At 44.1% G+C, this 25868-nt stretch carries 21 protein-coding genes; 11 read left to right on the forward strand and 10 right to left on the reverse strand.

The window, feature by feature from the left end:
• Positions 1-1068: 1068 nt before the first annotated feature.
• A complete protein-coding gene (locus tag QUA23_RS28185; RefSeq protein WP_333079174.1) occupies positions 1069-2142 on the reverse strand; it encodes a radical SAM protein in 1074 nt (357 codons plus the stop codon).
• A gap of 447 nt (positions 2143-2589) precedes the next feature.
• Between QUA23_RS28185 and QUA23_RS28190 the strand changes: the two genes are divergently transcribed.
• The 3 genes from QUA23_RS28190 to QUA23_RS28200 all read left to right on the forward strand — a co-directional run bounded on the left by QUA23_RS28190 (position 2590) and on the right by QUA23_RS28200 (position 5291).
• Positions 2590-3384 (forward strand): ABC transporter permease, encoded by a 795-nt coding sequence (locus tag QUA23_RS28190; RefSeq protein ID WP_445243238.1) that lies wholly within the window; start codon positions 2590-2592, stop codon positions 3382-3384.
• 222 nt (positions 3385-3606) lie between these two features.
• The gene (locus QUA23_RS28195; protein WP_333079172.1) at positions 3607-4470 is read left to right on the forward strand and encodes an aldo/keto reductase; all 864 of its coding nucleotides are present in this window, start codon (positions 3607-3609) and stop codon (positions 4468-4470) included.
• Positions 4471-4613: 143 nt separating this feature from the next.
• Positions 4614-5291, forward strand: coding sequence for a GIY-YIG nuclease family protein (locus tag QUA23_RS28200; protein ID WP_333079171.1), 678 nt, complete (start codon positions 4614-4616; stop codon positions 5289-5291).
• Positions 5292-5391: 100 nt separating this feature from the next.
• On the opposite strand, the gene QUA23_RS28205 is transcribed toward QUA23_RS28200, so the two are convergent.
• Positions 5392-6240, reverse strand: coding sequence for a DUF3598 family protein (locus QUA23_RS28205; protein ID WP_333079169.1), 849 nt, complete (start codon positions 6238-6240; stop codon positions 5392-5394).
• A gap of 18 nt (positions 6241-6258) precedes the next feature.
• Here QUA23_RS28205 and QUA23_RS28210 point away from each other — a divergent pair, with 18 nt between their 5' ends.
• On the forward strand, positions 6259-7068 hold the full coding sequence (locus tag QUA23_RS28210; RefSeq protein ID WP_333079168.1) for an SAM-dependent chlorinase/fluorinase: 810 nt from the start codon (positions 6259-6261) through the stop codon (positions 7066-7068).
• 106 nt (positions 7069-7174) lie between these two features.
• Here the strand turns inward: QUA23_RS28210 and QUA23_RS28215 are convergent, their stop codons facing one another.
• The 5 genes from QUA23_RS28215 to aat form a co-directional block, all read right to left on the reverse strand.
• Complete coding sequence (locus tag QUA23_RS28215) at positions 7175-7456, reverse strand: alpha/beta hydrolase (protein WP_333079167.1); 282 nt, start codon at positions 7454-7456, stop codon at positions 7175-7177.
• A 12-nt stretch (positions 7457-7468) separates the two neighbouring features.
• Positions 7469-8071 (reverse strand): alpha/beta fold hydrolase, encoded by a 603-nt coding sequence (locus tag QUA23_RS28220; RefSeq protein WP_333079166.1) that lies wholly within the window; start codon positions 8069-8071, stop codon positions 7469-7471.
• Between the two features lie 71 nt (positions 8072-8142).
• Entirely contained in the window at positions 8143-10701 is a 2559-nt protein-coding gene (leuS, locus tag QUA23_RS28225) for a leucine--tRNA ligase (RefSeq protein WP_333079165.1), read from the reverse strand.
• Between the two features lie 656 nt (positions 10702-11357).
• Positions 11358-14426, reverse strand: a complete 3069-nt coding sequence (locus QUA23_RS28230; RefSeq protein ID WP_333079164.1) for a HEAT repeat domain-containing protein — start codon at positions 14424-14426, stop codon at positions 11358-11360.
• Between the two features lie 267 nt (positions 14427-14693).
• On the reverse strand, positions 14694-15290 hold the full coding sequence (gene aat / locus QUA23_RS28235; RefSeq protein WP_445242200.1) for a leucyl/phenylalanyl-tRNA--protein transferase: 597 nt from the start codon (positions 15288-15290) through the stop codon (positions 14694-14696).
• 46 nt (positions 15291-15336) lie between these two features.
• On the opposite strand from aat, the gene QUA23_RS28240 reads away from it, so the two are divergent.
• Positions 15337-15666, forward strand: coding sequence for a hypothetical protein (locus QUA23_RS28240; protein WP_332980099.1), 330 nt, complete (start codon positions 15337-15339; stop codon positions 15664-15666).
• Between the two features lie 125 nt (positions 15667-15791).
• Here the strand turns inward: QUA23_RS28240 and rpsN are convergent, their stop codons facing one another.
• The 3 genes from rpsN to rseP all read right to left on the reverse strand — a co-directional run bounded on the left by rpsN (position 15792) and on the right by rseP (position 18197).
• Entirely contained in the window at positions 15792-16094 is a 303-nt protein-coding gene (rpsN, locus tag QUA23_RS28245) for a 30S ribosomal protein S14 (RefSeq protein ID WP_006633844.1), read from the reverse strand.
• A 173-nt stretch (positions 16095-16267) separates the two neighbouring features.
• Positions 16268-16918 (reverse strand): endonuclease III, encoded by a 651-nt coding sequence (gene nth, locus QUA23_RS28250; protein ID WP_333079163.1) that lies wholly within the window; start codon positions 16916-16918, stop codon positions 16268-16270.
• A 178-nt stretch (positions 16919-17096) separates the two neighbouring features.
• Positions 17097-18197, reverse strand: coding sequence for an RIP metalloprotease RseP (gene rseP, locus QUA23_RS28255; protein WP_333079162.1), 1101 nt, complete (start codon positions 18195-18197; stop codon positions 17097-17099).
• A 254-nt stretch (positions 18198-18451) separates the two neighbouring features.
• Between rseP and QUA23_RS28260 the strand changes: the two genes are divergently transcribed.
• From QUA23_RS28260 to QUA23_RS28285, 6 genes are all read left to right on the forward strand, one after another.
• Positions 18452-19129 carry an ATP-dependent Zn protease gene (locus tag QUA23_RS28260; RefSeq protein ID WP_333079161.1) on the forward strand — a complete coding sequence of 226 codons (678 nt, stop codon included), beginning with the start codon at positions 18452-18454 and terminating at the stop codon, positions 19127-19129.
• Between the two features lie 115 nt (positions 19130-19244).
• A complete protein-coding gene (locus QUA23_RS28265) occupies positions 19245-19799 on the forward strand; it encodes a hypothetical protein (protein ID WP_333079160.1) in 555 nt (184 codons plus the stop codon).
• Positions 19800-19822: 23 nt separating this feature from the next.
• Entirely contained in the window at positions 19823-20416 is a 594-nt protein-coding gene (locus QUA23_RS28270) for a Uma2 family endonuclease (RefSeq protein ID WP_333079159.1), read from the forward strand.
• Positions 20417-20629: 213 nt separating this feature from the next.
• On the forward strand, positions 20630-22060 hold the full coding sequence (locus QUA23_RS28275; protein WP_333079158.1) for an MFS transporter: 1431 nt from the start codon (positions 20630-20632) through the stop codon (positions 22058-22060).
• Between the two features lie 1031 nt (positions 22061-23091).
• Complete coding sequence (locus QUA23_RS28280) at positions 23092-25449, forward strand: polysaccharide biosynthesis tyrosine autokinase (RefSeq protein WP_333079157.1); 2358 nt, start codon at positions 23092-23094, stop codon at positions 25447-25449.
• 28 nt (positions 25450-25477) lie between these two features.
• Complete coding sequence (locus QUA23_RS28285) at positions 25478-25726, forward strand: hypothetical protein (RefSeq protein ID WP_333079156.1); 249 nt, start codon at positions 25478-25480, stop codon at positions 25724-25726.
• Positions 25727-25868: the final 142 nt, after the last annotated feature.

The following is a 25868-nucleotide window of genomic DNA, read 5'->3' on the forward strand; positions in this document are numbered from 1 at the left end:
GGCTTATTATGTGAGGAAGACGGGCCTCTTGTTCATTTTCCACCCCCTGCTTTTTATAACTTTTTCAGCAAACCCTAATTATAAAGAAAGCTGCCAGAATTCACTCAAATAGAAGCGGAACCAAATCGAGAAATTTAACTCGCGAAGTTAAAGCGATTGTTAGTTGAAATCCGAAGCCAAGTATTTGATTGTGCTAAAGAATTGCCGCAGTTGCGAGGAGACAGCAATACTGTTGATATTAATGCGGAAAATTATTATATCGAAAGTTATCCTAAAATCAAAAGTTTTTCCATTGAAGCCGGCAAATTGTGTTTTTGCCGAAGTTCCTGAGTTTGCGATCGCGCAAATATCAAAACCAAGTTGAAAAATACTTAAACTACCTAATAGCCAATCAAGATTTGTTCTAGGAGACACTATCCACAATTCGCGGGATGGTGGAAATTGAACCGGGAACAGGAAGAGAGGGAACGTTAGCGCGATCGCGAACAAATAGAATTATACAAGCAAAAGGAACAAGAGCAGAAAGATCGCGCTCAAGAACAAATGGAAATCGGCAGGAAGAACGAAGACAAAGAGTAAAAGCGAGCTCGCCAACTTGAGAATATCATTTTTTTTGTCGGAACTGCGATCGGAGGCGGACAAATCTTTTGGACCAGCTATCCCCTAATCAAAGATACACCCCTTAAATGGCAACCCGATTTTTCCCTCCCCCTTCATCCCTTCACGGCGACGATTATCTGGAATTTGCTTTGCGGTTTAATATTCGGCCTGCTGATACGGGGTATCCTGCCACTGGCGAGAAAAATATCCCCCAGAATCCTGCCACTGGTAAGAAAAATATTGCCCAGGTAAAGCGGTGCGTGACAGTCAATAGTAAAGGGCTGCCGTGCAGTCATTTTTCACCTTCACCCACCCTAGGACTGATACAAAACAGTGTATTCGTAAGAAAACGGCATTGCCCTGTCCTTTAGCAAAACCGAACGGGAATACAATTCATCAAACAAAAAACCGGGTTTCTGCTCAAACCCGGTCACCATGAAGACAAGCAATATTAACACTGCTCAAACCTCAATTTTTTAATAATTTCATCCCCATTTTCACCTTATCCAAAATCGTTTTTTGCGAGACACAAGTAATCAGACAAAGCTTGCCACAATTCAAAGTATCGCGGCGGACTTCCTGAGCTTTTTCGCCGTACCAAATCTCGCGGGCGCTGGCGTTTTTCACATTACCAATCACGGGAAACTCATCGCACAATTTCACATCACCGCGCGTATCAATCCAGTAATTCCGCAGTCCAACGCGACAAGGACGAGTTGAATCAGGAGCTTTTTCTTCCGCAAAGTGAGGAATCATCAATCGCAACACTTCATCGCTGTTCATAATCGGAGCACCGTTATGCTTCATTTCAATTAGGCGCTCGATTACCTGTGAAAATTCCTCAATGTCTTCTTTTTCAATCCACAATTCCTCGTATGTTTCTGGCGTCCAGCGGTTGACTGGTTGGAAGTTCACCGTCGTCGCCCCAATTCCCTGAGCCCAAGTGACTATTTCCGGGAGGTGGCGGAAATTGAGTCGGTTCATTGTCGGTTTGATGTTGATCGGAAACAGGACGTTCTGTTTTTCTTGTTCTTCGCGCAGATAACCGATTCCTTTAGAAAGTCTGTCGAACAATCCCGGTTGACCTCGCAAATAATCGTGCAGTTCTGCATTCGGCCCGTCAACTGAGATATTCACATTAAAAGGACGAGCAGCGACTGTTTTGGCTGCGTTTTCCCTGGTCATGCAATAGCCGTTGGTGGTGACGCCGGCGTGAATGCCATTTTTATTCGCAAAGGCCAGCAAGTCTAGAAAACCTTTTTTAATATAAGGTTCGCCGCCACTAAAGTTGATTGAAAATTCGCCCACAAATTCTTTGACGCTCAAGAGGGCATTTTGCCATTCTTCGATCGTCATTTCGTCTTTATATTCTTTAAGCCGCCAATACTCGCACTGGCGACATTTAACATTGCAACGCTCATTGACGATTCCGTAAAAAGTTACGGGGCTCGTCACGTCGTATCCTGTATTGATCCGCAGCGATTCGGCCACTGCACTCTTGGTGTGCTTGACGCCCAGTCTCGATAATGTTAAAGCATCCATGTCTTTTTTTCCTTACGTGTTGTTAGTTAAGTCAATTTCTAGCACCCTCTTGTGTACGTATAATTACGCATCGCTGATTACGTATTGCTTTTAAGTACGTATGCCCCATCCTAAGTGTTCCCTTTGGGTATGGCTAGATGTTTTTGAAATATTTATAATTTTAAGAGTTGTAACATATTAGTATTTCCAATCAATTAAGCGCTTTTTTGTATTAAAACATGAATTATGCTTAATAATTGCCAAAATATATGGGTTTAATATTGACTTAAATTAATATTTGTAATTTTTGTTTAAATATTGTTAAATAACTTAATATTTTTTGTGAGTAAAATTCCTTAAGTAAGCGGTATCAATACTTTAAAGTTATAGTTAAATGAGCCGCCCATACAGCAGTTAACTTCACACAACCTTTAAAATATGGAAATTTAAGTATTTAGAGGGCAAAAAATGGCGACAAACATGGGACGATATTTGCACGTACTAAAATTGTTCTGGGGTGCGGCGATCGCAGCGGAACTAGAATACCGAATCAACTTTGTCCTCGCGACCCTCAGCAGCCTCGGAAATCTTGCAGGCAGCTTGTTTGGGCTGTTTTTGTTCTACCGTACCGACTACACGTTTGCCGGCTATTCATGGGAAGAGGCTTTAGTTGTACTCGGTATTTTCACGATTTTGCAGGGGTTTTCGTCAACCTTTCTAGCACCTAATCTCAGCCGTATTGTCGATCGAGTCCAGCAAGGTACTCTCGATTTCGTACTCCTCAAACCCATCAGTTCCCAATTTTGGCTATCTGTAAACACAGTTTCGCCTTGGGGAATCCCAGATTTAATCTTCGGCACGGTATTGCTGCTGTATGCTGCTAACAAGTTGGGACTAGAAATCGGCAACTATTTTTTAACAGCAATACCGCTGTTATTCGGAACTATTACTCTTTACAGTATATGGTTTATGTTAGGGGCCACCAGCATTTGGTTTGTCAAAATTTACAATGTTACCGAAGTCCTCAGAGGATTGTTAGAAGCGGGTAGATTTCCAATGGCAGCTTATCCCGCTGCTTATCGATTTTTCTTCACTTTCGTAGTTCCCGTTGCCTTCTTGACGACTGTGCCAGCAGAAGCCATGCTGGGGAGAGGTGAAATCGTTTGGATCGCAGGGGCGGGAATATTGGCGATCGGGCTGTTATTTTTCTCCCGCTACTTCTGGCAATTTGCACTCCGCTTTTACACCAGCGCTTCCAGCTAGTTAAGTAGGTAGGTAAGCTGCTGCACATCTAGATTGTCTATTATGTTTGAGAAGGAGAAGATTTGACACGTGGGTAAGAGGGAATTGAAATATATATTTTAAAGGCCCAACAGCGTATCTAAATTTGTTTTTCTACTTACTTAGATAGTTAAATAGATTTAAGACTTCAACTTATCCTTGAAAGGTAAACTGGAAATAAACCACGCAAACGAAGGCAAACCAATGAAAAGAAAAAAACTGGGTAACAGTAATTTTACTATCAGCGCGATCGGTCTTGGAGGTATGCCAATGTCCTTAAGCAGCCGGCCGCCAGAATCGCAATCAATTGCGGTAATTCACCGCGCCCTCGATTTGGGTGTCACCCTAATTGACACCGCAGATTCCTACTGCCAAGATGAATCCGACAAACACCACAACGAGCAACTGATTGCCAAAGCTTTGGAACAGTACACCGGAGATACTCGGGCTGTTACTGTCGCCACTAAAGGCGGCTTAATGCGGCCTCAAGGTGCATGGACGCGCAACGGCAATCCCCATCATTTGCGCCAAACCATTCGCGAAAGTTTTGAAGCGTTGGGCGGCGAGAAACCGATCGACCTTTGGCAATATCACTCGCCCGATCCCGCTTATACCATCGAAGCAGCCCTAGCACCCGCAAAAGAAGCAGTAGAAGCAGGAATGATTCGATTTATTGGAGTGTCCAACTTTTCGGTAGAGCAGATCAAACGCGCCCGCGATACAGTAGAAATTGTCTCTGTACAGAATCAGTACAATCCGTGGCACAGACAGCCGGAATCAGACGGCGTTCTGGAATATTGCGAAACCGAAAAACTGACATTTTTTCCCTGGAGTCCTTTGGGAGGAAGCCGCCGCGTCACCAGCTTGCAAGATATACCCGCGATCGCCAAATTAGCCGCAGAAAAAAACGTTTCAGTTTACTGTATAGTATTAGCTTGGTTAATGGCTCAATCGCCCTGCATCATTCCGATTCCCGGTGCGACCAAAGTATCGAGTATTGAGGACTCTGTGGGGGCGCTCGAAGTTAAATTGACTGACGAGGAATTGCAACAAATTGCCGCAAGTTAAGTATATAAGGGCAAAAAAAACAATAGAACAGGCTTTCCGGCCTGTTCCACAAACAGAACTTTATTGTGGGGTGGGCCGGAAAGCCCGCCCCTGAAAGTGGGATTGAATGAGTAAAGTTGACATTTTTTGAGGAATTGGGTTTTATGGAAGCTAATCAAGTGAATGCCGATCGAGACGTAGCAATAGAACATCAAAACGTACCTGTCGCCCATGAAGGACTGCACAACTTTTTATACAGTTCCGACTCAGAACATAGCGCCGTTGCTGCAACTCCGGCATTAGAAAATGACGGCACGCAAGTAATGGCGATCGATACATGGCGCGATTTGGCAACTAACGCGAAAGTCGCCGGCGTTTACGCTGTAATGGACACTTCCCGCAACACTCAGTTTATCGGTTATTCGCGAAATATCCTGCTTTCAATCAACGGTCACATCGCCCAAAATGGCGCCGAAAATTGTGCTTTCCTGCGCGTGCAAACTTTCAAATTCCCGAAGCGGGAAGAAATGGAAAGTTTGCGGGATGCTTGGATAGCAGAAATTGGCAGCATTCCGCCTGGAAACGGTGCTGAAAGCGAAATGTGGGCGAGTACAGTAGGCCAAGCGGCGCGATCGGCAATGTCTGCGGAGGAACAAAAAGCTTATGAGGAAAAGAAGCTGAAATTACGTAAAGCAATGGCAGATTCCAGTCTTACCAAAGAATTAGAAACTGCCGCCCAAAGTGACGGCGAACGCGCTAAGGATTTGGAAGCGGCTGTTAATAATGATGACTGGAGTGCGGTGATTCAATCGCAAACGCAGGAAACAAAGTCCGGCGAATAAAACTCGCAGATACATAAACTTTTGTCCGCCCTAAATGGGGGCGGGTTTATGTAGATTATGGGTGGAAATTAAAGAGTGTTTGTGAACTAGCTCATACTAATCAATGACTAACTTTGCGTTCAGTAACTAAAGTCAAACTTACCCATTCACCCCGCTCATTGTAACTGCGAATCATCCGAAACCGCAAGTCAGGTTCTACCAACCAACCGGCCTCGAAAAATAGAGGTTTTCTCAATTCAATCTTGACAGGTAAAGTGCAAGAACCGCCGTCAGGAAGCAGCAAAACTTGCACGGGCGAAGCACCTTCGTTAAAGTGCAGAACTGAACCGTCAATGCTGGCGCTAGAACTGATAACAGTAGCATTACTGCCAAAAGTGATTTTGTTTACTAGGCGATCGCTACTTTCCAAATGCAATTGCAGTTTGGTAGAATAAAAGTCAGGAGAACGCGAATCTGGATACATTGTCACCGCCTCGCCCTGCCATTCTCCCACCAAAGCTTCAACAGTTAAAGGCGGACGTTCGGGGACATTTTTATCCGGCTGTTTTTCCCGAATTAAGGTAAGGTTTGATAAATTGCCGCCGGTATTGTATAGCTGAACGAAGCGCAACCGGCGATAATTGTAGATAAAACCAAACTCGGCACCAGACTCAGAATAAGGCGCTAGTTGAATAGTACCCTGAGAAAAAGCTCCATTCTCAAAAAATAGGATATCCCGTCCCAAACCCTGATATTCTCGAACAAGTTCGCTCACTTCTGGTTCGCCGATACCGTTAGGATTTGGGGAAAAGCGACGGAGTTTCAATCGCACTGTTTTGTTGTCATTGAAACCTTCGAGAGAAATAATGCTAGGAGTATCTTGAAGTACCTCTCCTCGCGTTGATAGCTGAGTGAAGGAACCGTGCCATTCTCCTAAGTTTTGCAGAAAATTTTCCCACTGCGCTACCATATTCTTACCTTTGGATATATGTCTAAAAATAGAATTATAACTCTGCTGACGGATTTTGGATTAAGCGATGTTTATGTGGGAGTGATGAAAGGTGCGATCGCCCAAATTAACCCGCAGTTAAAAGTCATTGACATTACGCACCAAATACCATCTCAAAATATTGCGGCGGCGAGGTTTTGTTTGATGACTGCTTTTGCTTATTTTCCGCCGGAAACCGTACACGTTGCTGTCGTCGATCCGGGTGTGGGAAGCAAGAGACGCGGGGTTGCGATTAAATGTGCTAATTGCTTTCTGGTGGGGCCCGATAACGGGTTGTTTAGCGGGGTGTTGAGTCGGGAAAGTGCGATCGCATCTGTCGATCTCACCAACCCCAAATACTGGCGCACACCTCAACCCAGCAGCACTTTTCACGGTCGCGATATTTTCGCTGCAGCGGGCGCTCACTTGGCCAACGGGGTGGCGTTGGAAGAGTTGGGAGATGCGATCGACCCTGCAAGTTTAGTGGAGTTAGAGATACCAAATTGTGCCGTTACAGCCACAGGTATAGAAGGCTGCATTCAATATGTCGATCGCTTCGGCAATCTAATTACTAATATTCCCAATGATTTCATTATAGGTAACAATTGGTCATTGACAATTAGCAAGAGTTCTGATGCAATTCGCATCCCCAGCGGTAAAACCTACAGCGACAGCGAACCGGGCGATTTAATTGCCATAACTGGTTCTGACGGTTGGGTAGAAATTGCCGTTAATGGCGGCAGCGCTCAATCTGTCTTAAAATTGGAATGCGGAGCGATCGTGCAATTGCTTTTTGAAACTAACAATTAAATAAGACTTACGCATGGGCGATCGGAAACCTGGTTTTTTACGAAAATACTTTGTTGTCACCAGCAGATGCGGTGAAAAACCCGGTTATGAAGGCGGAGTGCGTAAGTCATAGTTTTTTTCGATCGATTACTTTTTCGGCAAAATCCACAATAGTTTGGCGATATTCGGGATTATTAAAAAAAGCATCTCCATTATTGTGCCTAGCATTAGGAACTAGCAAAATTTTTTTATATTCAGGAGAACTAGCATATAACTTTTTGCTCATAGTAGCAGGAACAAAAGAATCGGCAATCCCGTGAACAAACAAAATCGGCATTCGCAGTGATTTAACCTTAGCAATAGAATCAAACCTTTGCGTCAGCAACAACCGCACCGGAAAAAATCGCATATAAGCATTATTTTATACCATATCCACCATAGAAGTAAACGAATTGTGGACAATCAAACCAGCAGCTTCTGGATGCCTTATTGCTAACTCAATAGCAACAGCACCTCCCATTGAATGACCATAAAATAAAATTTGGCTAGGCAACAGTTGCCGCTGCTTAACTAAATAATTATAAGCGGTTTCCGCATCTTCATATAGCCGATATTCGCTGGGAAAGCTGCCTTGACTGCGGCCGTAACCCCGGTAATCAATCAGCAATACAGAAAAACCCAATTGCCGAAAGCGGTAAGATTGAGCGATATTCGCACCGATGTTCAAACCCCTGCCGTGCAGGTACAATAAAGTTCCTAATGATTGTCGGTTTGCGGCGGGCAGCCACCAACCGTGAAGTTTTTCAATTTTGCGCGATCGACCCTTAACTGGCAACCAAACTTCTTGGTAAGCGATGTTAAAAGCATCTGGTGTTTTGCCGATTGTAGGTGTTGGCTGAAAGATCAAACGAGTTTGCAGAAAAAACAAGAGTATACAGGAAGCAATGTAGACGATCGCCCAAAGTTTTCCTAAACACAATAGCCCTCTCAAAAAACGTTTTTTGGTTTTGTTTAGCTTGCTCATTTTTGGCAGGGCTAATTCTTAACTTCAAGTATTAAAAACCCGGTTTATTGAAGAAACCGGGTTTCTCATCTTTATCCAGCTACCACGAAATTAACCAATTTTCCAGGCACCACAATTACCTTTTTAATCTCCTTACCTTCTAGGTGACGCTTGGCTAATTCCGACTCGCGAGCAAAGTTTTCCAAAGCAGCTTTATCAGCACCAGAAGGCACTTGAATTGTGCCGCGAGTTTTGCCCATAACTTGAATTACCAGCGTAATTTCATCGGTAACTAATGCAGATGGATCGACAGTCGGCCAATTTTGCGTATGCACCGATTCACTGTTACCAGTATTGTGCCACAATTCATCAGCAATATGCGGTGCAAAAGGGGCTAACAAGCGAATCAAAGTGTTAATTCCTTCTGCATAAATTGGCGAATCTTTACACTTAGCATCATTCAAAGCATTGCTGAGTTTCATCATTTCAGAAACAGCAGTATTGAACTGATAATCGCCCTCCAAATCTTCGCTCACTGCCTTAATTGCAGTGTGAATTGCCCGCCGCAAATCCTTCTCAATTTTACTTAATTCAGCATTTTCTACCCCTTGACCGGGGGTGGCCGGGGGGCGTGCAGTAAACTCGGTCACCACGCGCCAAACGCGATTTAAAAAGCGAAACTGCCCTTCAACATCAGCATCATCCCACTCCAAATCCTTCTCGGGCGGTGCTTTGAATAAAATAAACATCCGCGCCGTATCTACCCCATATTTTCCCATAACTTGCAAGGGGTCAACGCCGTTATATTTGGATTTTGACATCTTCTCATAGAAGACTTCTAAAGCTTCACCAGTTTCAGGATCTTTTGGATTTGCGGGGTCTATATCTGCTGGGGGAACGTATTTGCCAGTAACGGGGTTTTTGTATGCCATTGCTTGCACCATGCCTTGAGTTAACAGGCGTTTAAATGGTTCGTCACAATCGATCAAACCCCGATCGCGCAAAACCTTGGTAAAGAACCGCGAATACAGTAAGTGCAAGATTGCGTGTTCGATGCCGCCTACATATTGGTCTACAGGCATCCAATCATTAGTTTTCGCCGTATCGAAGACTTGCTCTTGATTTTGAGCATCGGGATAGCGCAAGAAATACCACGAAGAATCGATAAAAGTATCCATCGTATCTGTTTCCCGCTTCGCCGGAGTGCCGCAACTCGGACAAGGAACGTTTACCCATTCTTCCATCTTTGCCAATGGCGAACCTTTGCCCGTAAATTCTACATTTTCCGGCAACAATACGGGCAAATCCGATTGAGGGACGGCTACTGTGCCGCAGGTGGGACAGTGAATTACGGGAATCGGAGCGCCCCAATAACGCTGTCTAGAAATCAACCAATCTCTCAAGCGGTATTGGATTCGGGCTTTGCCATAACCTTCATTTTCGGCATGGTGAATAATTGCTGCTTTGCCTTTAATTGAATCCATGCCGTTGAAGTTTTCGGAATTAATCATAATTCCTGGTTCTGTGTAAGCTTCCGTCAGCGGAACTTCATCATCATCCACAATTACTACTTTAATTGGCAGTTGATATTGATTGGCAAATTTGAAATCTCGCGTGTCGTGGGCGGGTACTCCCATGACTGCGCCGGTGCCGTATTCGTACAGCACATAATCGGCAATCCAAATGGGGATTTCTTCGCCGTTGAAAGGATTGATTGCTTTGCCACCTGTGGGGATGCCGCGCTTGGGTTTGTCTTCGGCTGTGCGATCGATCTCGCTTTGGGCGGCGACTTCTTTGATGAAGGTTTCTACGGCGGCTTTTCTGTCTGCGGTTGTCACGCGCTTAGTTAGTGGATGTTCCGGTGCTAAAACAACGTAACTGACACCGTAAACTGTATCGGGACGTGTGGTGAAAACGGCGATTTTTTCATCCATTCCGACAATCGGAAATTCTAAGTAAGCGCCGACTGATTTGCCGATCCAGTTGGCTTGCATTAATTTGACTCTTTCTGGCCAATCTGGCAATTTGTCTAAGTCGTTTAATAACTGTTCGGCGTAATCGGTAATTTTGAGGAACCACTGCCGCAATAATTTGCGCTCGACTTTGGCACCGGAACGCCAGGAACGACCTTCGTTATCTACTTGTTCGTTTGCTAAGACTGTTTGGTCTATGGGGTCCCAATTAACTGCGGCTTCTTTTTGATATGCTAATCCGGCTTCTAAAAATTGCAAGAAAATCCATTGAGTCCACCGATAATAATCGGGAGAACAAGTTGTAACTTCTTTTGTCCAGTCGAAAGAAATACCCAGGCGGCGAAATAAGCCTTTCATTTGGGCAATGTTTTGATAAGTCCATTGTGCAGGGGGAATTCCTCGCTCGATGGCTGCATTTTCTGCGGGCAAACCAAAAGCGTCCCATCCCATCGGATTCAATACCCGATAACCTTGCATTCGCTTGAGTCTGGCAATTACATCGATGATTGTGTAGTTGCGGACGTGGCCCATGTGCAGGTTTCCCGACGGATAGGGGAACATGGATAAGGCATAAAATTTAGGCTTTTGCGTATCTTCTGGCATCTGGTCTAAGTTTTGCTCAGCCCATGTCTGCTGCCATTTTTCTTCTATGGATTGGGGGTTATATCTGGAATCCACAACAATTGCTCCGTGCAGGGTTTAGTAATGTTTGCTTCAGTATTTTTACACATTCAAGGGGCTTCGATTCTGATTTTTCTGAGCTCCAAGGATTTTGGCTCAAATCTCTGTATTATATATTGTAGTATATGTAATTTTAGCTGGGGCGCGATCGACCAAATATCCCGGTTCGCCCTGAAAAGAATAAGACTTACGCACGGGTGGTCAGAAACTGGGTTTTTACGAGCATACTTGGTTACAGTCGGCCAAACGGCAAAAAACCCGGTTTCTTTGGTCTTGATGCGTAAGTCCTAAAAGCATAAATAACCCCAATTCCCAGAAACCTGATTTCTACGATCGACCGGGTTTCTTAGCATTTATTCCGGCTTAAATGCTATCTGGAGCGCATAGCAATGTACCTTTTAATTGGTCATCGGGTGGGGGCGGGTTTACCAGATTATTGGTTTTAGGCAATTATTGTTGGTGAAACCCGCCCCAACATAGATATTGTTCAACCCGCTCTTTATCATTGGTAATTGATAATTTTGTCTGGGCTGGTTTTACCAACCATCTATGTTTAAAACCCATAATATCATAAACCCGCCCCCACCCAAGGACTCCTAAAATTAGAAAAAATGGCGATCTGCGATCGAATATATCGCTTATTGGCGTTCTAATTATGCCAATTTTTTCTGGGCAAATTCGCGGAAAATGTAGTCAGAATCGTTCTGAGCGCGATCGCGGAGGATTTCTAAAGTTTGAGGGCGATCGTGATATAACTCAATCATAGCTGCAAGAGCTGTTTGCCGCGGGTTACGCCAACGGTTCTTGCCGCGATGATCGAAGGGGTCATTGATAGCAACCTCGCACAATAACTCAAATAATTCGGGGTCATCTTTCCACCCCCGTGCTAATTCTTCTACTGCTGCATATCGCACAGGCCAATAATCGTCTGATTGAGCGCGTTCTTTGAGAATGGGTAAGGTTTCTGGGTCATCTTTCCACCCCCGTGCTAATTCTTGTACTACTGCTTGTCGCACATCCCCATCATCGTCTGATTGAGCCAGTTGTTTGAGCCAAGGTAAGGTTTCTGGGTCATCTTTCCACCTCCGTGCTAATTCTTGTACTGCTGCACGTCGCACATCCCCATCATCGTCTGATTGAGCGCGTTGTTTGAGAATAGGTAAGGTTTCTGGGTCATCTTTCCACCCCCGTGCTAATTCTTGAACTGCTGCACGTCGCACAGGCGAATCATCGTCTGATTGAGCCCGTTGTTTGAGAATGGGTAAGGTTTCTGGGTCATCTTTCAACCCCCGCGCTAATTCTTCTACTGCTGCTTGTCGCACATACCAATTATCGTCTGATTCAGCCAGTTGTTTGAGAATGGGTAAGGTTTCTGGGTCATCTTTCCAAGTGGCTGCAATTGCTGCTACTGCTTGTCTGCGAATTTGATAAACTAGGCGTATGGGGTTATCTTGTTGAGGTGTAAAACGAGTTATATTTTCGTATTTAGTTAACTCTTTAACTCGCTCGCGCAATTGACTAGCAATTCCATGAATAGTATTTCTCTTCCTCACTTCATCCAAACACTTCGCCGCCAAAAACAGATTACTAAACTTTTCCGCTTCCCCATTTTCACCCATCAGGTATTCCAGGATGTCACCTGTAAATTTAGCATCCAGCATTCCCGCCATTAAACGTAACACTTCCTGCCAAGACTCATCTCGCCAGTGTTCCCGAAAGATTTGAATCAAATCATCTATTTCAAGCGTTTTTAGTTCCTTAAATTGCCACACAAACTCCCAAGCACAAAAATATTCCAAAAACGTGCGATGGACAAAAGCAAAATAATCCTCATTGTATCCACCCAAGAAGCACAAAATAAAATTGCGCTCCCGCAGTTGCTTTACCATCAACTTAGCACAAGCAGTTGGCTCAATTCCCATCAACCCGCTCAAAGATTCCGCTATAGTTTGCCGCAAATCATCGCGACTAATAATATTTCCGGCTAATCCTTTGCCACTCGACTGCATTTTGTAGGCAATTCGCCTGCAGATACTTTGTTTGACTTCTTCATCTATTGAACTAGGATCAATTTTGTCATTTCTTAGCTCTTCTTTTACCTCAAAATCCCATTTATGCAGCAGCACTTTTGAAGCTTCTTCATAGAGTTTAGCTCGAAAGCGCGGTAACTTTTGATTGCGATTCAGAATTGCCATCATCGTCAGCAACAGCGGATTTCCAGCTAACTCTTGAATCGCCCTCGATTCCCCAATGGCTTTATCCAATCGTTCTAAACTTGCAGCTTTTTTCAAGCGGTCTGTAAACGTCAATTCGTGCCACTTATGGATAAAATCTTTAATTTGTTCCGCTTCAAAATCTTGCAGCATGAAATGATGAAATTCGGCATTTTTCAGCCGTTGCTGCTGGTAGCCAATCACGCGAGAAGTGACAATCACTTTTACCGTTGGATATTTTTGAGTGAAATTATGGATTTGGTCAACAATACGATTGCGTTTTTGCACCTCAAAGACTTCATCTAGCCCGTCAAACATGACAACAGCACGGCCAGCTTGCAGCCATTCGTGCAAAATAAATTTGTTTAAATGCCCGATCCAACTAGAACCGCGCTCCATAAACTCTAGAAAATTATTGCATTCTTTTTCATCTCTACTGCGGTTGTACTTTCGCAATTCAATCAGTAAGTGAATCCGTTGAGATGACAACTGATTTGGAGACTGTTTTGCCCACTGAAGCGCCAGATATTTTAAGAGCGTTGATTTGCCTGAACCCGGATCGCCGAGAATGACTAGATAAGGGTAATTGACATCATCAATTACTTTCAAAACCGAGTCAGCTTGCTGTTGAGTGTAAGCTTGCTGGTAGCGTGCCAAATCTTCTGGACGGACTTCGGCGGCAATGTCTCCCCGTTCCCGCAATAGCTTTTGAATCTCCTTGGGTAATTCATAATCTTTCGGCAAATATTCCTGACACGATCGCGCATTTTGGGGAATAAATATTTCTCTAACTGTCAGTTGTCGTTCGTATTCTCCAGACCTAGTATCTAAATTACCTAAATCCAAATATTGATATTTTTCTCGCAGTCCTTCTTGATAACTTTCTAAGTTAAAATCAGCCGGAATAGGGCCACTATCTGTCAAACGTCCCAAGATGCCGTCCAAATTTTGAGCAGTTAGAATTTCTCGTAGTTCCGCATTTTGCTCTCTAATTGATTTAGCACTTTCCAGATAGTTTTCTGCCACTCGTTCCCAACTAAACGCATCGGGAAGCGAGGCAACGGGCCCCTCATTAAAAAAATTAGAAGGTACGATTCGAGTCAACGTGGGTAAATTCCGGCGCACCCGATGTTGTAAGGTCAAAGTTTGCCAAGACTGAGCTAAGATAGCAGTATTTAAAACCCGACAATTTCTTTGAAACGCACTTCCTAAAGCTTGCCGCACTGGAGGTTGTTTAATAAATTGTTTTAAAGGTTGCAGATATTGCTGAATCTGTTGTTTATCTAACTGCGACCGCTCTAATTCCTGCTCAAACAATATAATAAAGGCTTTGAGGGCATCGCGAACAGCATTTTGAGCGAAGGGCTTTTTAGCAATTCCTTCAACATCTTTAATAAAACTTTTAAAAAAATCTTTAACGTAGTCGTCTAAAGCTGCTTTAGCCAAGTCTTGCAAAATAGGGCCGACCAATAACCAAACCAAACCCGCGCTGAGTGGATCTACTATCATTGCTTTTTTCTCGATCGACTTGAATATTCAACATTATACCGGGGCTGAAAATTTTAGCTACGGGCAAGGACATGGCAATGTCCATTAGTGTCAATTTAACAGTCTTTCGTTGAGTCCGGCAGTCCGGCAGGGAATGAATTCCCTGCCTCAAAGCTAAAGTCCTCTCAAGAGGACTGAAGAACTCATTTAGTCCTCATAGCGAGGACTTTAGCTAAAAGCCCCGTGGAATTCATTCCCTGGCGGCCTTTCGGTATTAGCTCAAAGCTTTCAAAATAGTGAGCAACGGCGCTTCAAAGCTGCTTGCAAAAGAGTGTTGTACAGTTTTTCTTTAACAGTATAAGCGCCGAATCTTTCCAAGTGCGGATTGTTCATTTGAGCGTCGAAAAGTAGATAAGATCGATCGCGCAATCTCTCCACCAACTTCACCATCGCCACCTTAGAACCCTCGGGAATTCGGTAAAACATCGACTCCCCAATAAACGCACCGCCGATCGACAATCCTAAAATACCGCCCGCCAATTCGTCGCCGCACCAAGTCTCGAAGCTGTAAGCCCAACCGGCCTCATACAAAGCCCAGTAAATCTTCTTGAGTTCCTTAGAAATCCAAGTCGTTTCGCGATCGGCACAACCCTCAACCACCGCCCCAAAATCGCGGTTTACAGCCACCGAAAATCGATTTTGATTGATTTGGCGACGCAGGGATTTCGGATAGGTAAATCTTTCATCCAGGGGAATCAGCGCCCGCTGCCGGCTCGAATACCACCCCAAACTTTCCTCGCCGTCATTGGCCATCAAGAAATAGCCTTGCGCGTATCCTTGTATAATTGTCGGTATATCATATTGCATATATTTATCAGTTGTCATTTCTCAGTTAACTTTTCAAAGTCAACATTAGCAATTAGGAATAATCATGTCTGAAATCATTGAACCTATTACCTTACCCCCCGCCAAAAACCCCGAACAAGAAGGCCAATGGCTCCAACAAACGCTGCTGGCATGGCTAGACTCCGAGTTTATCCCAGAAGCAGCCAACCAGCAAATAGCTAAAAGAGCTGCCCAAATCTATGTCCGCCAGCGCATGGAAGGCGAAAATGACGTGGGCAGCCTCGTAATTGCGATCGTCACCGAAATGCAGGCCTATGATTTTTCTAAAAGCTTCTACGGCGAATTTGCGATCGCCAATGCCGTCAGCGACTTGTTACTCGAAAGTCTCGGCATCGATAAATGCTGCGGCCAGTGAAGCAAGAAGGAGGAAAATTTAACTCATAAGTCTGAAACAAAAATCAACCCCAAACATAATCCTGCCGATTAATTGTGAGTTTTTTCCTTCTTTCTTCCTTCTTCCTTCTTCCTTCTTCCTTCGTGCTACCAGCTAGACTTCACAACACCGGGCAAAAGACCTTCGTGAGCCATTTCTCGCATCATGTTGCGAGACAGTCCGAAGTCACGATAGTAACCTCTGGGCCGTCCTGTTGCCCAGCAGCGGTTCCGCAAGCGAGTCCGCGAACTGCTGCGGGGTAGCTGTTGTAGTTGGCGGTGAATCGCCATTTTGTCCATCTGATTGTTAGCTTGGTCAAACTGGTCTTTCAGGTCTTCCCGCTTGTCGGCGTACTTGTCTACGAGTCTCTGGCGCTTTTTCTCGCGCTCGACCATGCTCTTCTTAGCCATAATCTGTTGATATCCTTAGATAAATCACAATCTACTATTTTACTATATTTTTGTCTTTTTGGATAACTTTAGTTTTAAATATTTTTATTTCCACACAACAACTGATCTGATTTGTAGAGTCCGTAAGTTCATATTGTGCGATCGACAGTTGCTCTAATTCGAGCTGACGCACCCTAGGAAATATTAGCAGAAGGACACAAATCTGCAAGTTCGCAAATATTGCAAGCCGGATTTCTCGCATTACAAACTGCCCTGCCGTGATAAACCAACCGAATCGACCAATTTTCCCAATCCGGCTGCGGCAACAATATCATCAAATCCCGCTCGATCCTTGTAGGATCGCTATGTTCGGTCAATCCCAACCGCTGAGTCAAACGTTTTACGTGAGTGTCTACCGTCACGCCCATATTAATACCAAAAGCGTGAGCGAGAACGACATTAGCTGTTTTGCGGGCAACTCCGGGCAATTCTAGCAGCAGTTCCATCCGCTGCGGCACTTGATTGTTAAATTTATTGACGATCGCCTGACAAGCACCTTTAATATTTTTAGACTTATTCCGGTAGAAACCAGTCGATCGCACGAGACTTTCGAGTTCTTCTATATCAGCATTTGCCAAAGCAACCGCATCGGGAAAACGCTCAAACAAAGCCGGCGTTACCAAATTTACTCGATCGTCCGTACACTGAGCCGAGAGAATCGTCGCCACCAGCAACTGCACGGGAGTTTCGTAGTTGAGAGTACAAGGAGCTTCTGGATAGAGGCGTTTGAGGCGAATCAGAATTTCGAGCGATCGTTGTTTTAAACTTAACTTATTTCGAGTCATTAATGTAAATCAAGGGCTGGCACTGTACATCTTACCCATTGGGAAAATTGGCACACATAATCTAAATGTAGGGTGCGCAGTGCGCACCTTACCCATTGGGTAAATACGAGAATAAAAAAGGCGGAGAATTAGAAAAAATTAATACTTTTAAATTTTCCCCAATTCCCAATTCCTTAATTTACTGTTGCCGAAAATTGCCCATCAAATCGAACCCAGCCAAATTAGCTGTATCCCTAATAATCAAGAAAATTCCCAAACCCAGCAACAACACCAAACCAGTCTGCATCACATTTTCCTGAATCCGGTTCGGTAAAGGTTTACCCCGGAGTCCCTCGATTAACAAAAAAGCTAGCTGGCCGCCGTCCAAAGCAGGTAAAGGCAAGATATTAATCACAGCCAAATTGACGCTAATTAACACCGCATACTGAAACAAACTCGCAGCATCCGATTTAGCAATCCCTGCACCAATCGCCACAATCGCCACCGGCCCTGACAACTTGTCGGCAGTTTGGCTGAAATTGCTAAGTAACTGCCCAAAACCTTGAACAGTCAGCAGCACAATCCGCTCAAATTCTTTGGCTGCCTTGCTAAACGCCTCTACAATTCCTGCCCTCTGCCGCACGACAGTGCCGTTAGAAGTTAGCTGCACGCCAATGCGACCTTTGCCGTCGGGCGACTCTTCAGGAGTTACTGTCACCACAAATTTTTGTTCTTGGCGCTGAATTTCCAACGCTAGGGGTTGGTTGGGATGATCTTGGATTTCAGTGACCAATAATTTGATTGCTTCGCGGGAAGCGCCCAATTCCTTGCCGTCAACAGACAGAACAACGTCGCCCGATCGAATTCCCGCTTGTTTCGCCGCCGAACTGACTTCTGCGGCGACTTCCGGGACTTTAACTCCCGGTAGGTAGTTCATTTCTGCAGCGCCGACAGTTGTCAATTGCACCACCAGCAGGAAATAAGCAAAAATTAAGTTGGCAATTACCCCTGCACTAATGACGATCGCCCGATCGAGCACGGGGCGATTTTTGAGCAAATTGGGGTCATTTGGGGGAATTGTACTGTCTGGATCGTCGTCCGGGAAACCCACGAAACCTCCCAGGGGAAAGGCGCGGAGGGCATATTCAGTTTCCGGACCTTGGTACTTCCAGAGGATAGGCCCAAAACCGATAGAGAACCGGTTGACGTGGATGTGTTGAAGTCTCGCCGCCAGGAAGTGGCCGAGTTCGTGAACGACAATCAAGATACCTAAAACTGCGATCGCTGCCAAAACTGACATGAAGGATTCCACTAACACTTTTACTTGACTTTGATTTATTTTAATATCTTTTTAAGATCGGTGGCTTGGGAGCGACATTTTTCAGTCAAACTGGAAGGTGGAGTTTTTGTCGGAAGTCGGGGGCGCGGAGATCGACCCGACGCTGCCAAACCGATCGCGCGATCGTACCTGAGTTTACCTCTAAAACCACTTCTCATTACCAATTCCCTATTACAAATTACCCATTACCAATTCCCAGTTACCCATTCCCAATTATGAAAGACACTTCTTTGAATATTATCGCTATTTCTATCTTTGCCATCACCGTTTCAATATTGTTAGGGCCCCTATTCAACCTGCCAGAAGCCGTACCTGCGATCGCCACTTTTTGCCTGTTGGGGCTAGCTACTCTCGACAGTTTCCAGTGGCAAGGTCAAGGGGGTACAATTTTATTAGATTGGCTGGGGGGAACTTCCAAACAAAAGCGCGATCGTATCCTTCACCACGAAGCCGGACACTTCTTAGTCGCCCACCTGTTAGGAATTCCCGTAACCAGCTACGCCCTCAACGCTTGGGAAGCTTTCAAACAAGGTCAAACAGCCCAAGGCGGCGTCCGATTTGAAGACGAACAATTAGCATCTCAACTCCAAAGTGGCACTCTTTCCGCTCAACTTTTAGACCAATACTGCACAGTGTGGATGGCCGGAATAGTCGCCGAAAAATTTGTTTACGGCAGTGCAGAAGGAGGAGCAGAAGACCGCACAAAAATTAGTGCAATTTTAACACAACTGCGCCGTCCCAATTCAGAAATTCAACTCAAACAAAACTGGGGTTTGCTGCGAGCAAAAAACCTAATCGAAAGCCACAAATCAGCTTACGAAGCCCTAGTAGCAGCAATGGAAAAAAGAGCAACTGTCGCTGAGTGCTGCGACATAATCCAGCAAAATTTATAAACAAAAGTTACGCCTTCTTACCTTAATCAACCCGGTTTATTTATAGATTTATCACTAAAACCCAGATTTTGCCTATAAACCGAGTTTAACAGCGTATTATAAGGATTAAAAATTTATGTCAGAACCCAAAATTTTCCCAACAACACTGCAAACAGCAAACCCCAATACAGAAAAATTGTTGTGGCTGTTCGGTTTCCGGATCGACCCCGGCACCGAAATACCAAATCTATATACTCTAATTGTCTATGGAGAACAAGAGCCGCCCTTAGTAGCCGGCGGTCAACTTGTATTTTTTACCCGTCCAGAACTAGCGATTAACGCTCTCCAATTGTGCAATATCGATGTCAGTGAAGTGGGAAAGCCACCCACACAAATAGACGCTATTTGCGACATTGCAGAAACGCTGTACTTGCTCGATGCCGAAGATTTTGACGAGTCAGCTACTATCCTCAACTGTTTGAACGCGCTTTTCGATTTAGTGAAAGCTACTTTAATACCGATGCCAACTGAATACAAGCGCATACTTTATGATTTTGCAGACCATTTGAATATTGAGGAAGAGTTTGCAAGTTTTTTAGACGCAGAAGATATTCAGCGATCGGAAATTATCAATGCTATTTTGTGGTGTGTGGGAGCAATTACAGCTAAATCTAGATTGTTGACCGAGTAATTCAATAAAAACTAGAATGTGAATTGATAATAGATAATATCGCCCCAGGAAATTGTGCCATTACTGTAACAGATTTACGCTTGTGGACTGTAGAGGAATATCGCCGCATGACCGAAACAGGCATTCTCAATCCCGATGAACGAGTCGAATTAATTGACTGGCAAATTATCTCAATAAGTGCAAAAAATACTCCCCACGCAGCCACTAACCTCTGTGCAGCCGACTATCTCAGAAATCTGCTGGCAGGACTTGCTTTAATTCGCATTCAAGACCCGATCGCTCTAAGTTATAATTCAGAACCAGAACCGGATATTGCTGTAGTGCAAATCGACCCCCGGCTGTACCAAGATTTTCATCCCGCACCCGCCAACATTTTCTTATTAGTAGAAATAGCTGATACCACCTTAGAAACAGACTGCAAGCGAAAAGCATTTGCTTATGCTAAGGCGGGAATTACTGATTATTGGATACTTGATGTTAACACGCGGCAAGTTTATGTTTTTCGCGAACCAGGCGAGGCAAACTACCGACAAGAAACAGTATTTAATGAAGATGATGTTTTGTCAATGCTGGCATTTCCAGAAATAGAAGTTCAGATTTCGCAACTGTTTCCTTAAGTAGGGGCAGGTTTTACTAAGAATAATTGCCTAAGACAAATAATCGCCTAAACCTTGCCCCACCCACCTATCAATTACCAATTACCCAATTATAAATTACCAAATCTTCTGGGTCGTCCCGATCGCTACAAAAAACTTAGTATTAGAGCGTAGCATGAGTTATACTCCTACTGGAAAGACTGTGACTGCCAAAAAATCCCGAAATCCAAGTTTATGAGCAACACTTCCCCGCCTCAACCAGCCGCCACCAATCCCACAACACAAAAACTCAGTTTCTCAACAAAATTAGCTTACGGTGCCGGCGACCTCGGCCCGGCAATTACCGCTAATGTTTTAGCATTTTACCTCCTAGTTTTCTTTACAAATGTCGCTGGTTTACCTGCCGGCTTAGCCAGCAATATTTTGGTAGTTGGCAAGGTTTGGGATGCCATAAATGACCCGATTGTGGGGGTTTTGAGCGATCGCACTTCTCACCCTTGGGGCCGCCGATATCCTTGGATAATATATGGTGGAATTCCCTTCGGTATATTCTTCTTATTGCAGTGGATTGTACCTAGCACGGATCACACAGTGTTATTTTGGTACTATGTTGCGATCAGCATTTTGTTCAACACCGCCTACACGGCTGTGAATCTTCCCTACACGGCCCTGACTCCAGAACTTACTCAAGACTACAACGAACGCACTAGCCTTAATAGTTTTCGGTTTGCTTTCTCAATTGGCGGCAGCATCTTTTCATTAATCTTAGCTCTAATTATCTTTGCTGTATTTGACAAGAACCCGAATCAACAATATTTAGTATTAGGTGCAATCTGTGCAGTTATCTCTGTCTTGCCTTTGTACTGGTGCGTTTTGGGAACTCGCAAGCACGTCGCAGCCCAACTATTAGAAAACGCCGAACTAGATAATTCTACATCCTTGCCACTGAAAGAACAGTTGCAGATTGCATTTAGCAATCGCCCTTTTTTGTACGTAATTGGAATTTATCTTTTTTCTTGGCTGGGAGTGCAGTTGACTGCTACTATTATTCCCTACTTTGTTGTTAATTGGATGCAACAGCCCCAGTACGTTTTTAGCTTGGTGGCGATCGCAGTTCAAGGCACTGCATTAATCATGCTATTTGTTTGGAGTAAAGTCAGCGAGAGATACGGCAAAAAAGCCGTATATTTTATGGGCATGAGTTTGTGGATTATTGCCCAAGCTGGACTGTTTTTCCTCCAACCAGGACAAGTATTGCAGATGTACCTATTAGCAGTCATGGCAGGTGTCGGAGTTTCCACGGCTTATTTAATACCTTGGTCGATGATACCGGATGTGATCGAACTCGACGAACTGCAAACAGGAGAAAGACGCGAAGGCGTTTTCTATTCGTTTATGGTACTGCTGCAAAAAATCGGATTGGCAGGAGGTTTGTGGTTGGTAGGCCAAGCATTAGAAGGAGCTGGATTTCTATCTACAGTTCCGGGACAGCCTGCACCCGTACAGCCAGAGTCTGCACTGTTTGCGATTCGAGTTGCGATCGGACCGCTGCCCACAATTGCTTTAATAGCTGGCATGATTCTCACATATTTTTATCCCATAACCCGCGAAGTTCATGCAGAAATTTTGTTGAAACTTCGAGAAAGAAAAGCACAAAAGCAGTAAGCGCTAATAAAAAGTAGTTGGTAATTAGTAAAATCAAAAAACAATAACTACCAATAGCTAATCCGAGCAAGTTATAGCAATCCTCCCATGCGGTGCGAACTATTTTTTTTATTTAACAATGTGTCATCTTCTTATTGCATCGGTTAATAAAAAAAACTGTTGCGCGTTTACCGAAAGGATTGCTATAACTTGCTCGGAGGGCGAATAAAAGCGATAGTTTTAGTAATAGCCCCCGAACCCAAAAACCTAGTTTTTATACTAAAAAGCATAAATAGCGCAGCACCATCCGCACCGGTAGAAAAACCGACAAGGCTTGAGTTGTTCGAGATGTCGATCGATCTTGAAAAAACAAATTATTAAATTTTATGTCGGTTGCACACTGTTGAGAGTAGTGTGTGATATAATGAGGAGGATGAGTAAGCCGATTAACTTCAAAAGTCACCCAGCTACTCAAAAAGTTTATAATTAAGAGAAGAGAGAGATTTTTCTCGGAAATTGATTCGATTAGTTGCCGTTCCAAAAATTTGCTGAATGTTACTAATTATATCTACATAGAAAATGCCAAATTTTAGCCTGTCAGTTAAGGAGTAAGTTAACATATGCTTCTGCCGTTGACTGCGAACCGAAAAATGGCATAGAAGAAAAACCAATACCACCACAAGCGGCGGCTGAGGTGTTAGGGTCAATTGTAAAAGTTTAGTAAAGTTATTGAGTTCCCTGTCGCGAAGCTGAGCGACACCTGAAAAAGTTGGCTTCCTCGCCCGGAAACCCTAAATACAAGCACAACGCAGCAGACTCAAATGCAGTCTGATATAACTATCCAGCAGTTGTAAAAGAACTTTTGCCGCGGGCATAGCATAGGGATTTAGTTATTTTTGTATACTATGTGAAAAGAGTGAGAACTATTAGAAGGAAGTGGGCTCGACCAACCAATAATTTCGTGTGATATCCTTAAGCCAATACTCAAAGTATCAACCCGAAGGCTCGCAGAAGAAAGCTGATTTTACCCACACAATATCCAAGAGGTCAACATGGAAAGAGAACAGGACGCTCATATCGTACCCATTAGCAACCAGAGCCGACAGGTGCAGCAATTTTCCGTTGACGAGGGAGAAGAGTTAAGCGCGCAGCCTCAGAAAGGATTGAATGTAAAACCGTTGTTGAGGACTTTTCAGCGACAAGCCCTCATCATTATTGGGATTATAGGTCTAGTGGGCGCTGGAGCTGTTTATCAGATCCAGGGAGGCAAGAAAACATATCAAGGCGATTTTCGGATGCTAGTGGAACCCGTGACAACGGAGGCAAGAATTGCTGACCCCGCTGCCCTAGCCAATCGCAGCGAGGGGGGAGGAGTACCTAATCGAGATTTTTTTAGTTTGGACTACGCAACTCAACTTGAAATTCTCAAGAGTCCTCAGATGCTTTCTGCTATTGCCAAACAAGTCCAAAAACGATATCCAAAAGTTACAGAAAAGATTCTTGAAAAAGAATTAATTGTTTTGCGGATGGGAGAAGATCAGATGACACTCACTAAAATTTTGCAAGTTCGCTTCATGGGGGATGACCCTAAATTAATTGAGTTCGTTTTACAAGAAACTAAAAAGAAATATTTAAAGTACAGTCTTGATGAACGCAAGACTCGGATTGGTGAAGGTGTTAAATTTATTGAAGACCAGCTTCCGGGACTCAATAAGCGCGTCAACGACCTGAAATCGGAGTTACAGGTGATACAGCAGCAGCAAAAGATTACCGATCCTAAAGAACAAGGCGCGCAATTAATCGAGCAAGTTCGTACCGTAGAAACTTTAGAGTTAGAAACTCAAAGGCTACTGCAAGAACAAAAAACGCTGTACGCTAACTTGCAAAAACAATTAGATTTTACACCAAATGAAGCTATTGCCGCTTCAGCTTTAAGCGAAGAACCTCAATATAAAGAGTTGCTGACCAAGGTTAAGGAAGTAGAAGGTCAGATTGCTGTAGAAACAGCTCGTTTTAAATCGGCTAACCCTATAGTGGAAGCTTTAGAGCGCAAGCGGGCAAATTTAGTAGCTTTGCTCAACCAGCAAACTGAAAGAATTTTGGGGCAAAACTTAGTAGGCACCCAAGCTAATTCTAAAGTTCAGAATTTTCAAAATTCTATTCGTATAGGCTTGATTAAACAATTGGTGGATACTGCTAACCAAGTTGAAGTTTTAGAAGCTCGCCTTCAAGCAATCACCCAAACTAAAAATAATTTAAACCGACAAGCAACAGAATTCCCCACCATAGCCCGCCGCTACAACGAACTGCAACAGCAATTAGAAGTAGCCGCCCGCACCCGCGATCAACTTTTAAGTCAGCGGGAAACTCTGCGCGTCCAAGCAGCTCAAAGCCAAGTACCTTGGGAAATAATTTCTGAACCAGGCATACCGCGAGATGAGAAGGGCAACCTGATTACAGTTGCCTCGAAAGCTAAAAACAAATTAATGATGGCAGTTGTTGGAGCGCTAGTTTTGGGTCTGGGAGCTGCTATCCTTATTGAAAAGTTCCGCAATATTTTCTACTGTGCTGATGACGTTAAAGATGCGGTTGAAGCACCTTTATTGGGAGCAATTCCTCTGGACAAAAATGCTAGAAAATTGCCGCCTTCTATTGCTAATGCCTATGCTTATCTGGAAGGAAAAGAGGGTAATAAGAAAAATGCTGCGGAATTTATAGAAGCTTTTGACTCTCTTTATACTAATATCCGCTTTCTTTCTTCCAATCGAACGATTAGCTCTTTGGCAGTTGGTTCGGCTACAGTTGGCGAAGGAAAATCTACCGTTGCTTTAAACTTAGCTCACGTGGCAGCCCTGGCGGGTCAGCGAGTGCTGTTAGTAGACGCGAATTTGCATTCGCCCAGCGTGCACTTGCTGCTGGAACTGCCTAATGTCAAGGGATTGAGCAACTTGCTCGACCATAAAAACGAACCCAATGAAATTATCCAACGATCGCATCTAACAGATAATCTTTTTGTATTAACTGCCGGTCTCCCTGGTCCTGGTACTGCCCGACGGCTGGCATCATCTGGGATGCAGTATTTAATGGAAGAACTTCAGGCAAAATTTGACTTAGTTATCTACGATACGCCGTCCCTCGTTGACAGTAAAGATACGAATTTTTTAGCTGCGCGCACCGATGGCATATTGATGGTTGTAGCAATTAAGCAGGTTCCCTTTTCCGTAGTTCAAAAAGTTTTCAGTCAATTAGAAAATTTTGGCATACCATGCTTGGGTACAGTTGCGAATCATGCCCCTAAACGCAAGAAGTATCCAGCATCTAGAGCCTCAGTTGTTGAAGATAAAAATGAATATTTGAATTTGGCACCAGCATCGTCTCGTATCCGCAAACTAGCTCCTAAAAAAGAGTGATACCCCACAAAGCTGAGGGAGCATCTCAATGAAAGCACTCAAGGTAGGAATTGGAAGCAGGAGACAGGAGCCAGTAGGAAAGACTCAGAAAGAAGGAGTCAGAACAAGTGTTTTTACAAATATGAGATGCTCCCCCAACGATTATCTGCTGCCAACGCGCACCCGTTGGGGAGTTCAAACTCTGCTGGGCTTGGGGCACCGCGAGACTTTTCGGTACACGATCGCAGGTGGTGATGCACTGGTTTTGAGCCATCCTACCAGCCATGATGGCATTTGACCACCCCAGCCGCGCTGACAAATCCATAAAACATCTCGTTTTTCTCTTTATTCAGCAAGCCCTATGTAGGGCTTGCTGAATAATTAGCTAAAAGGTTTATACAGCAAGGCTTAGGGGATAGGGCGATCGAACAGATCGTGCA

Origin of the sequence: Microcoleus sp. Pol1C5, from assembly GCF_036701115.1 — a bacterium.
Classification (GTDB): Bacteria; Cyanobacteriota; Cyanobacteriia; order Cyanobacteriales; family Microcoleaceae; genus Microcoleus.

What these genes read in the sequence shown, in the direction of transcription:
- QUA23_RS28185 (WP_333079174.1), bottom strand. Translation starts at nt 2,142, where the DNA reads ATGGATGCTTTAACATTATCGAGACTGGGCGTCAAGCACACCAAGAGT.
- QUA23_RS28190 (WP_445243238.1), top strand. Translation starts at nt 2,590, where the DNA reads ATGGCGACAAACATGGGACGATATTTGCACGTACTAAAATTGTTCTGG.
- QUA23_RS28195 (WP_333079172.1), top strand. Translation starts at nt 3,607, where the DNA reads ATGAAAAGAAAAAAACTGGGTAACAGTAATTTTACTATCAGCGCGATC.
- QUA23_RS28200 (WP_333079171.1), top strand. Translation starts at nt 4,614, where the DNA reads ATGGAAGCTAATCAAGTGAATGCCGATCGAGACGTAGCAATAGAACAT.
- QUA23_RS28205 (WP_333079169.1), bottom strand. Translation starts at nt 6,240, where the DNA reads ATGGTAGCGCAGTGGGAAAATTTTCTGCAAAACTTAGGAGAATGGCAC.
- QUA23_RS28210 (WP_333079168.1), top strand. Translation starts at nt 6,259, where the DNA reads ATGTCTAAAAATAGAATTATAACTCTGCTGACGGATTTTGGATTAAGC.
- QUA23_RS28215 (WP_333079167.1), bottom strand. Translation starts at nt 7,456, where the DNA reads ATGCGATTTTTTCCGGTGCGGTTGTTGCTGACGCAAAGGTTTGATTCT.
- QUA23_RS28220 (WP_333079166.1), bottom strand. Translation starts at nt 8,071, where the DNA reads ATGAGCAAGCTAAACAAAACCAAAAAACGTTTTTTGAGAGGGCTATTG.
- QUA23_RS28230 (WP_333079164.1), bottom strand. Translation starts at nt 14,426, where the DNA reads ATGATAGTAGATCCACTCAGCGCGGGTTTGGTTTGGTTATTGGTCGGC.
- aat (WP_445242200.1), bottom strand. Translation starts at nt 15,290, where the DNA reads ATGACAACTGATAAATATATGCAATATGATATACCGACAATTATACAA.
- QUA23_RS28240 (WP_332980099.1), top strand. Translation starts at nt 15,337, where the DNA reads ATGTCTGAAATCATTGAACCTATTACCTTACCCCCCGCCAAAAACCCC.
- rpsN (WP_006633844.1), bottom strand. Translation starts at nt 16,094, where the DNA reads ATGGCTAAGAAGAGCATGGTCGAGCGCGAGAAAAAGCGCCAGAGACTC.
- nth (WP_333079163.1), bottom strand. Translation starts at nt 16,918, where the DNA reads ATGACTCGAAATAAGTTAAGTTTAAAACAACGATCGCTCGAAATTCTG.
- rseP (WP_333079162.1), bottom strand. Translation starts at nt 18,197, where the DNA reads ATGTCAGTTTTGGCAGCGATCGCAGTTTTAGGTATCTTGATTGTCGTT.
- QUA23_RS28260 (WP_333079161.1), top strand. Translation starts at nt 18,452, where the DNA reads ATGAAAGACACTTCTTTGAATATTATCGCTATTTCTATCTTTGCCATC.
- QUA23_RS28265 (WP_333079160.1), top strand. Translation starts at nt 19,245, where the DNA reads ATGTCAGAACCCAAAATTTTCCCAACAACACTGCAAACAGCAAACCCC.
- QUA23_RS28275 (WP_333079158.1), top strand. Translation starts at nt 20,630, where the DNA reads ATGAGCAACACTTCCCCGCCTCAACCAGCCGCCACCAATCCCACAACA.
- QUA23_RS28280 (WP_333079157.1), top strand. Translation starts at nt 23,092, where the DNA reads ATGGAAAGAGAACAGGACGCTCATATCGTACCCATTAGCAACCAGAGC.
- QUA23_RS28285 (WP_333079156.1), top strand. Translation starts at nt 25,478, where the DNA reads ATGAAAGCACTCAAGGTAGGAATTGGAAGCAGGAGACAGGAGCCAGTA.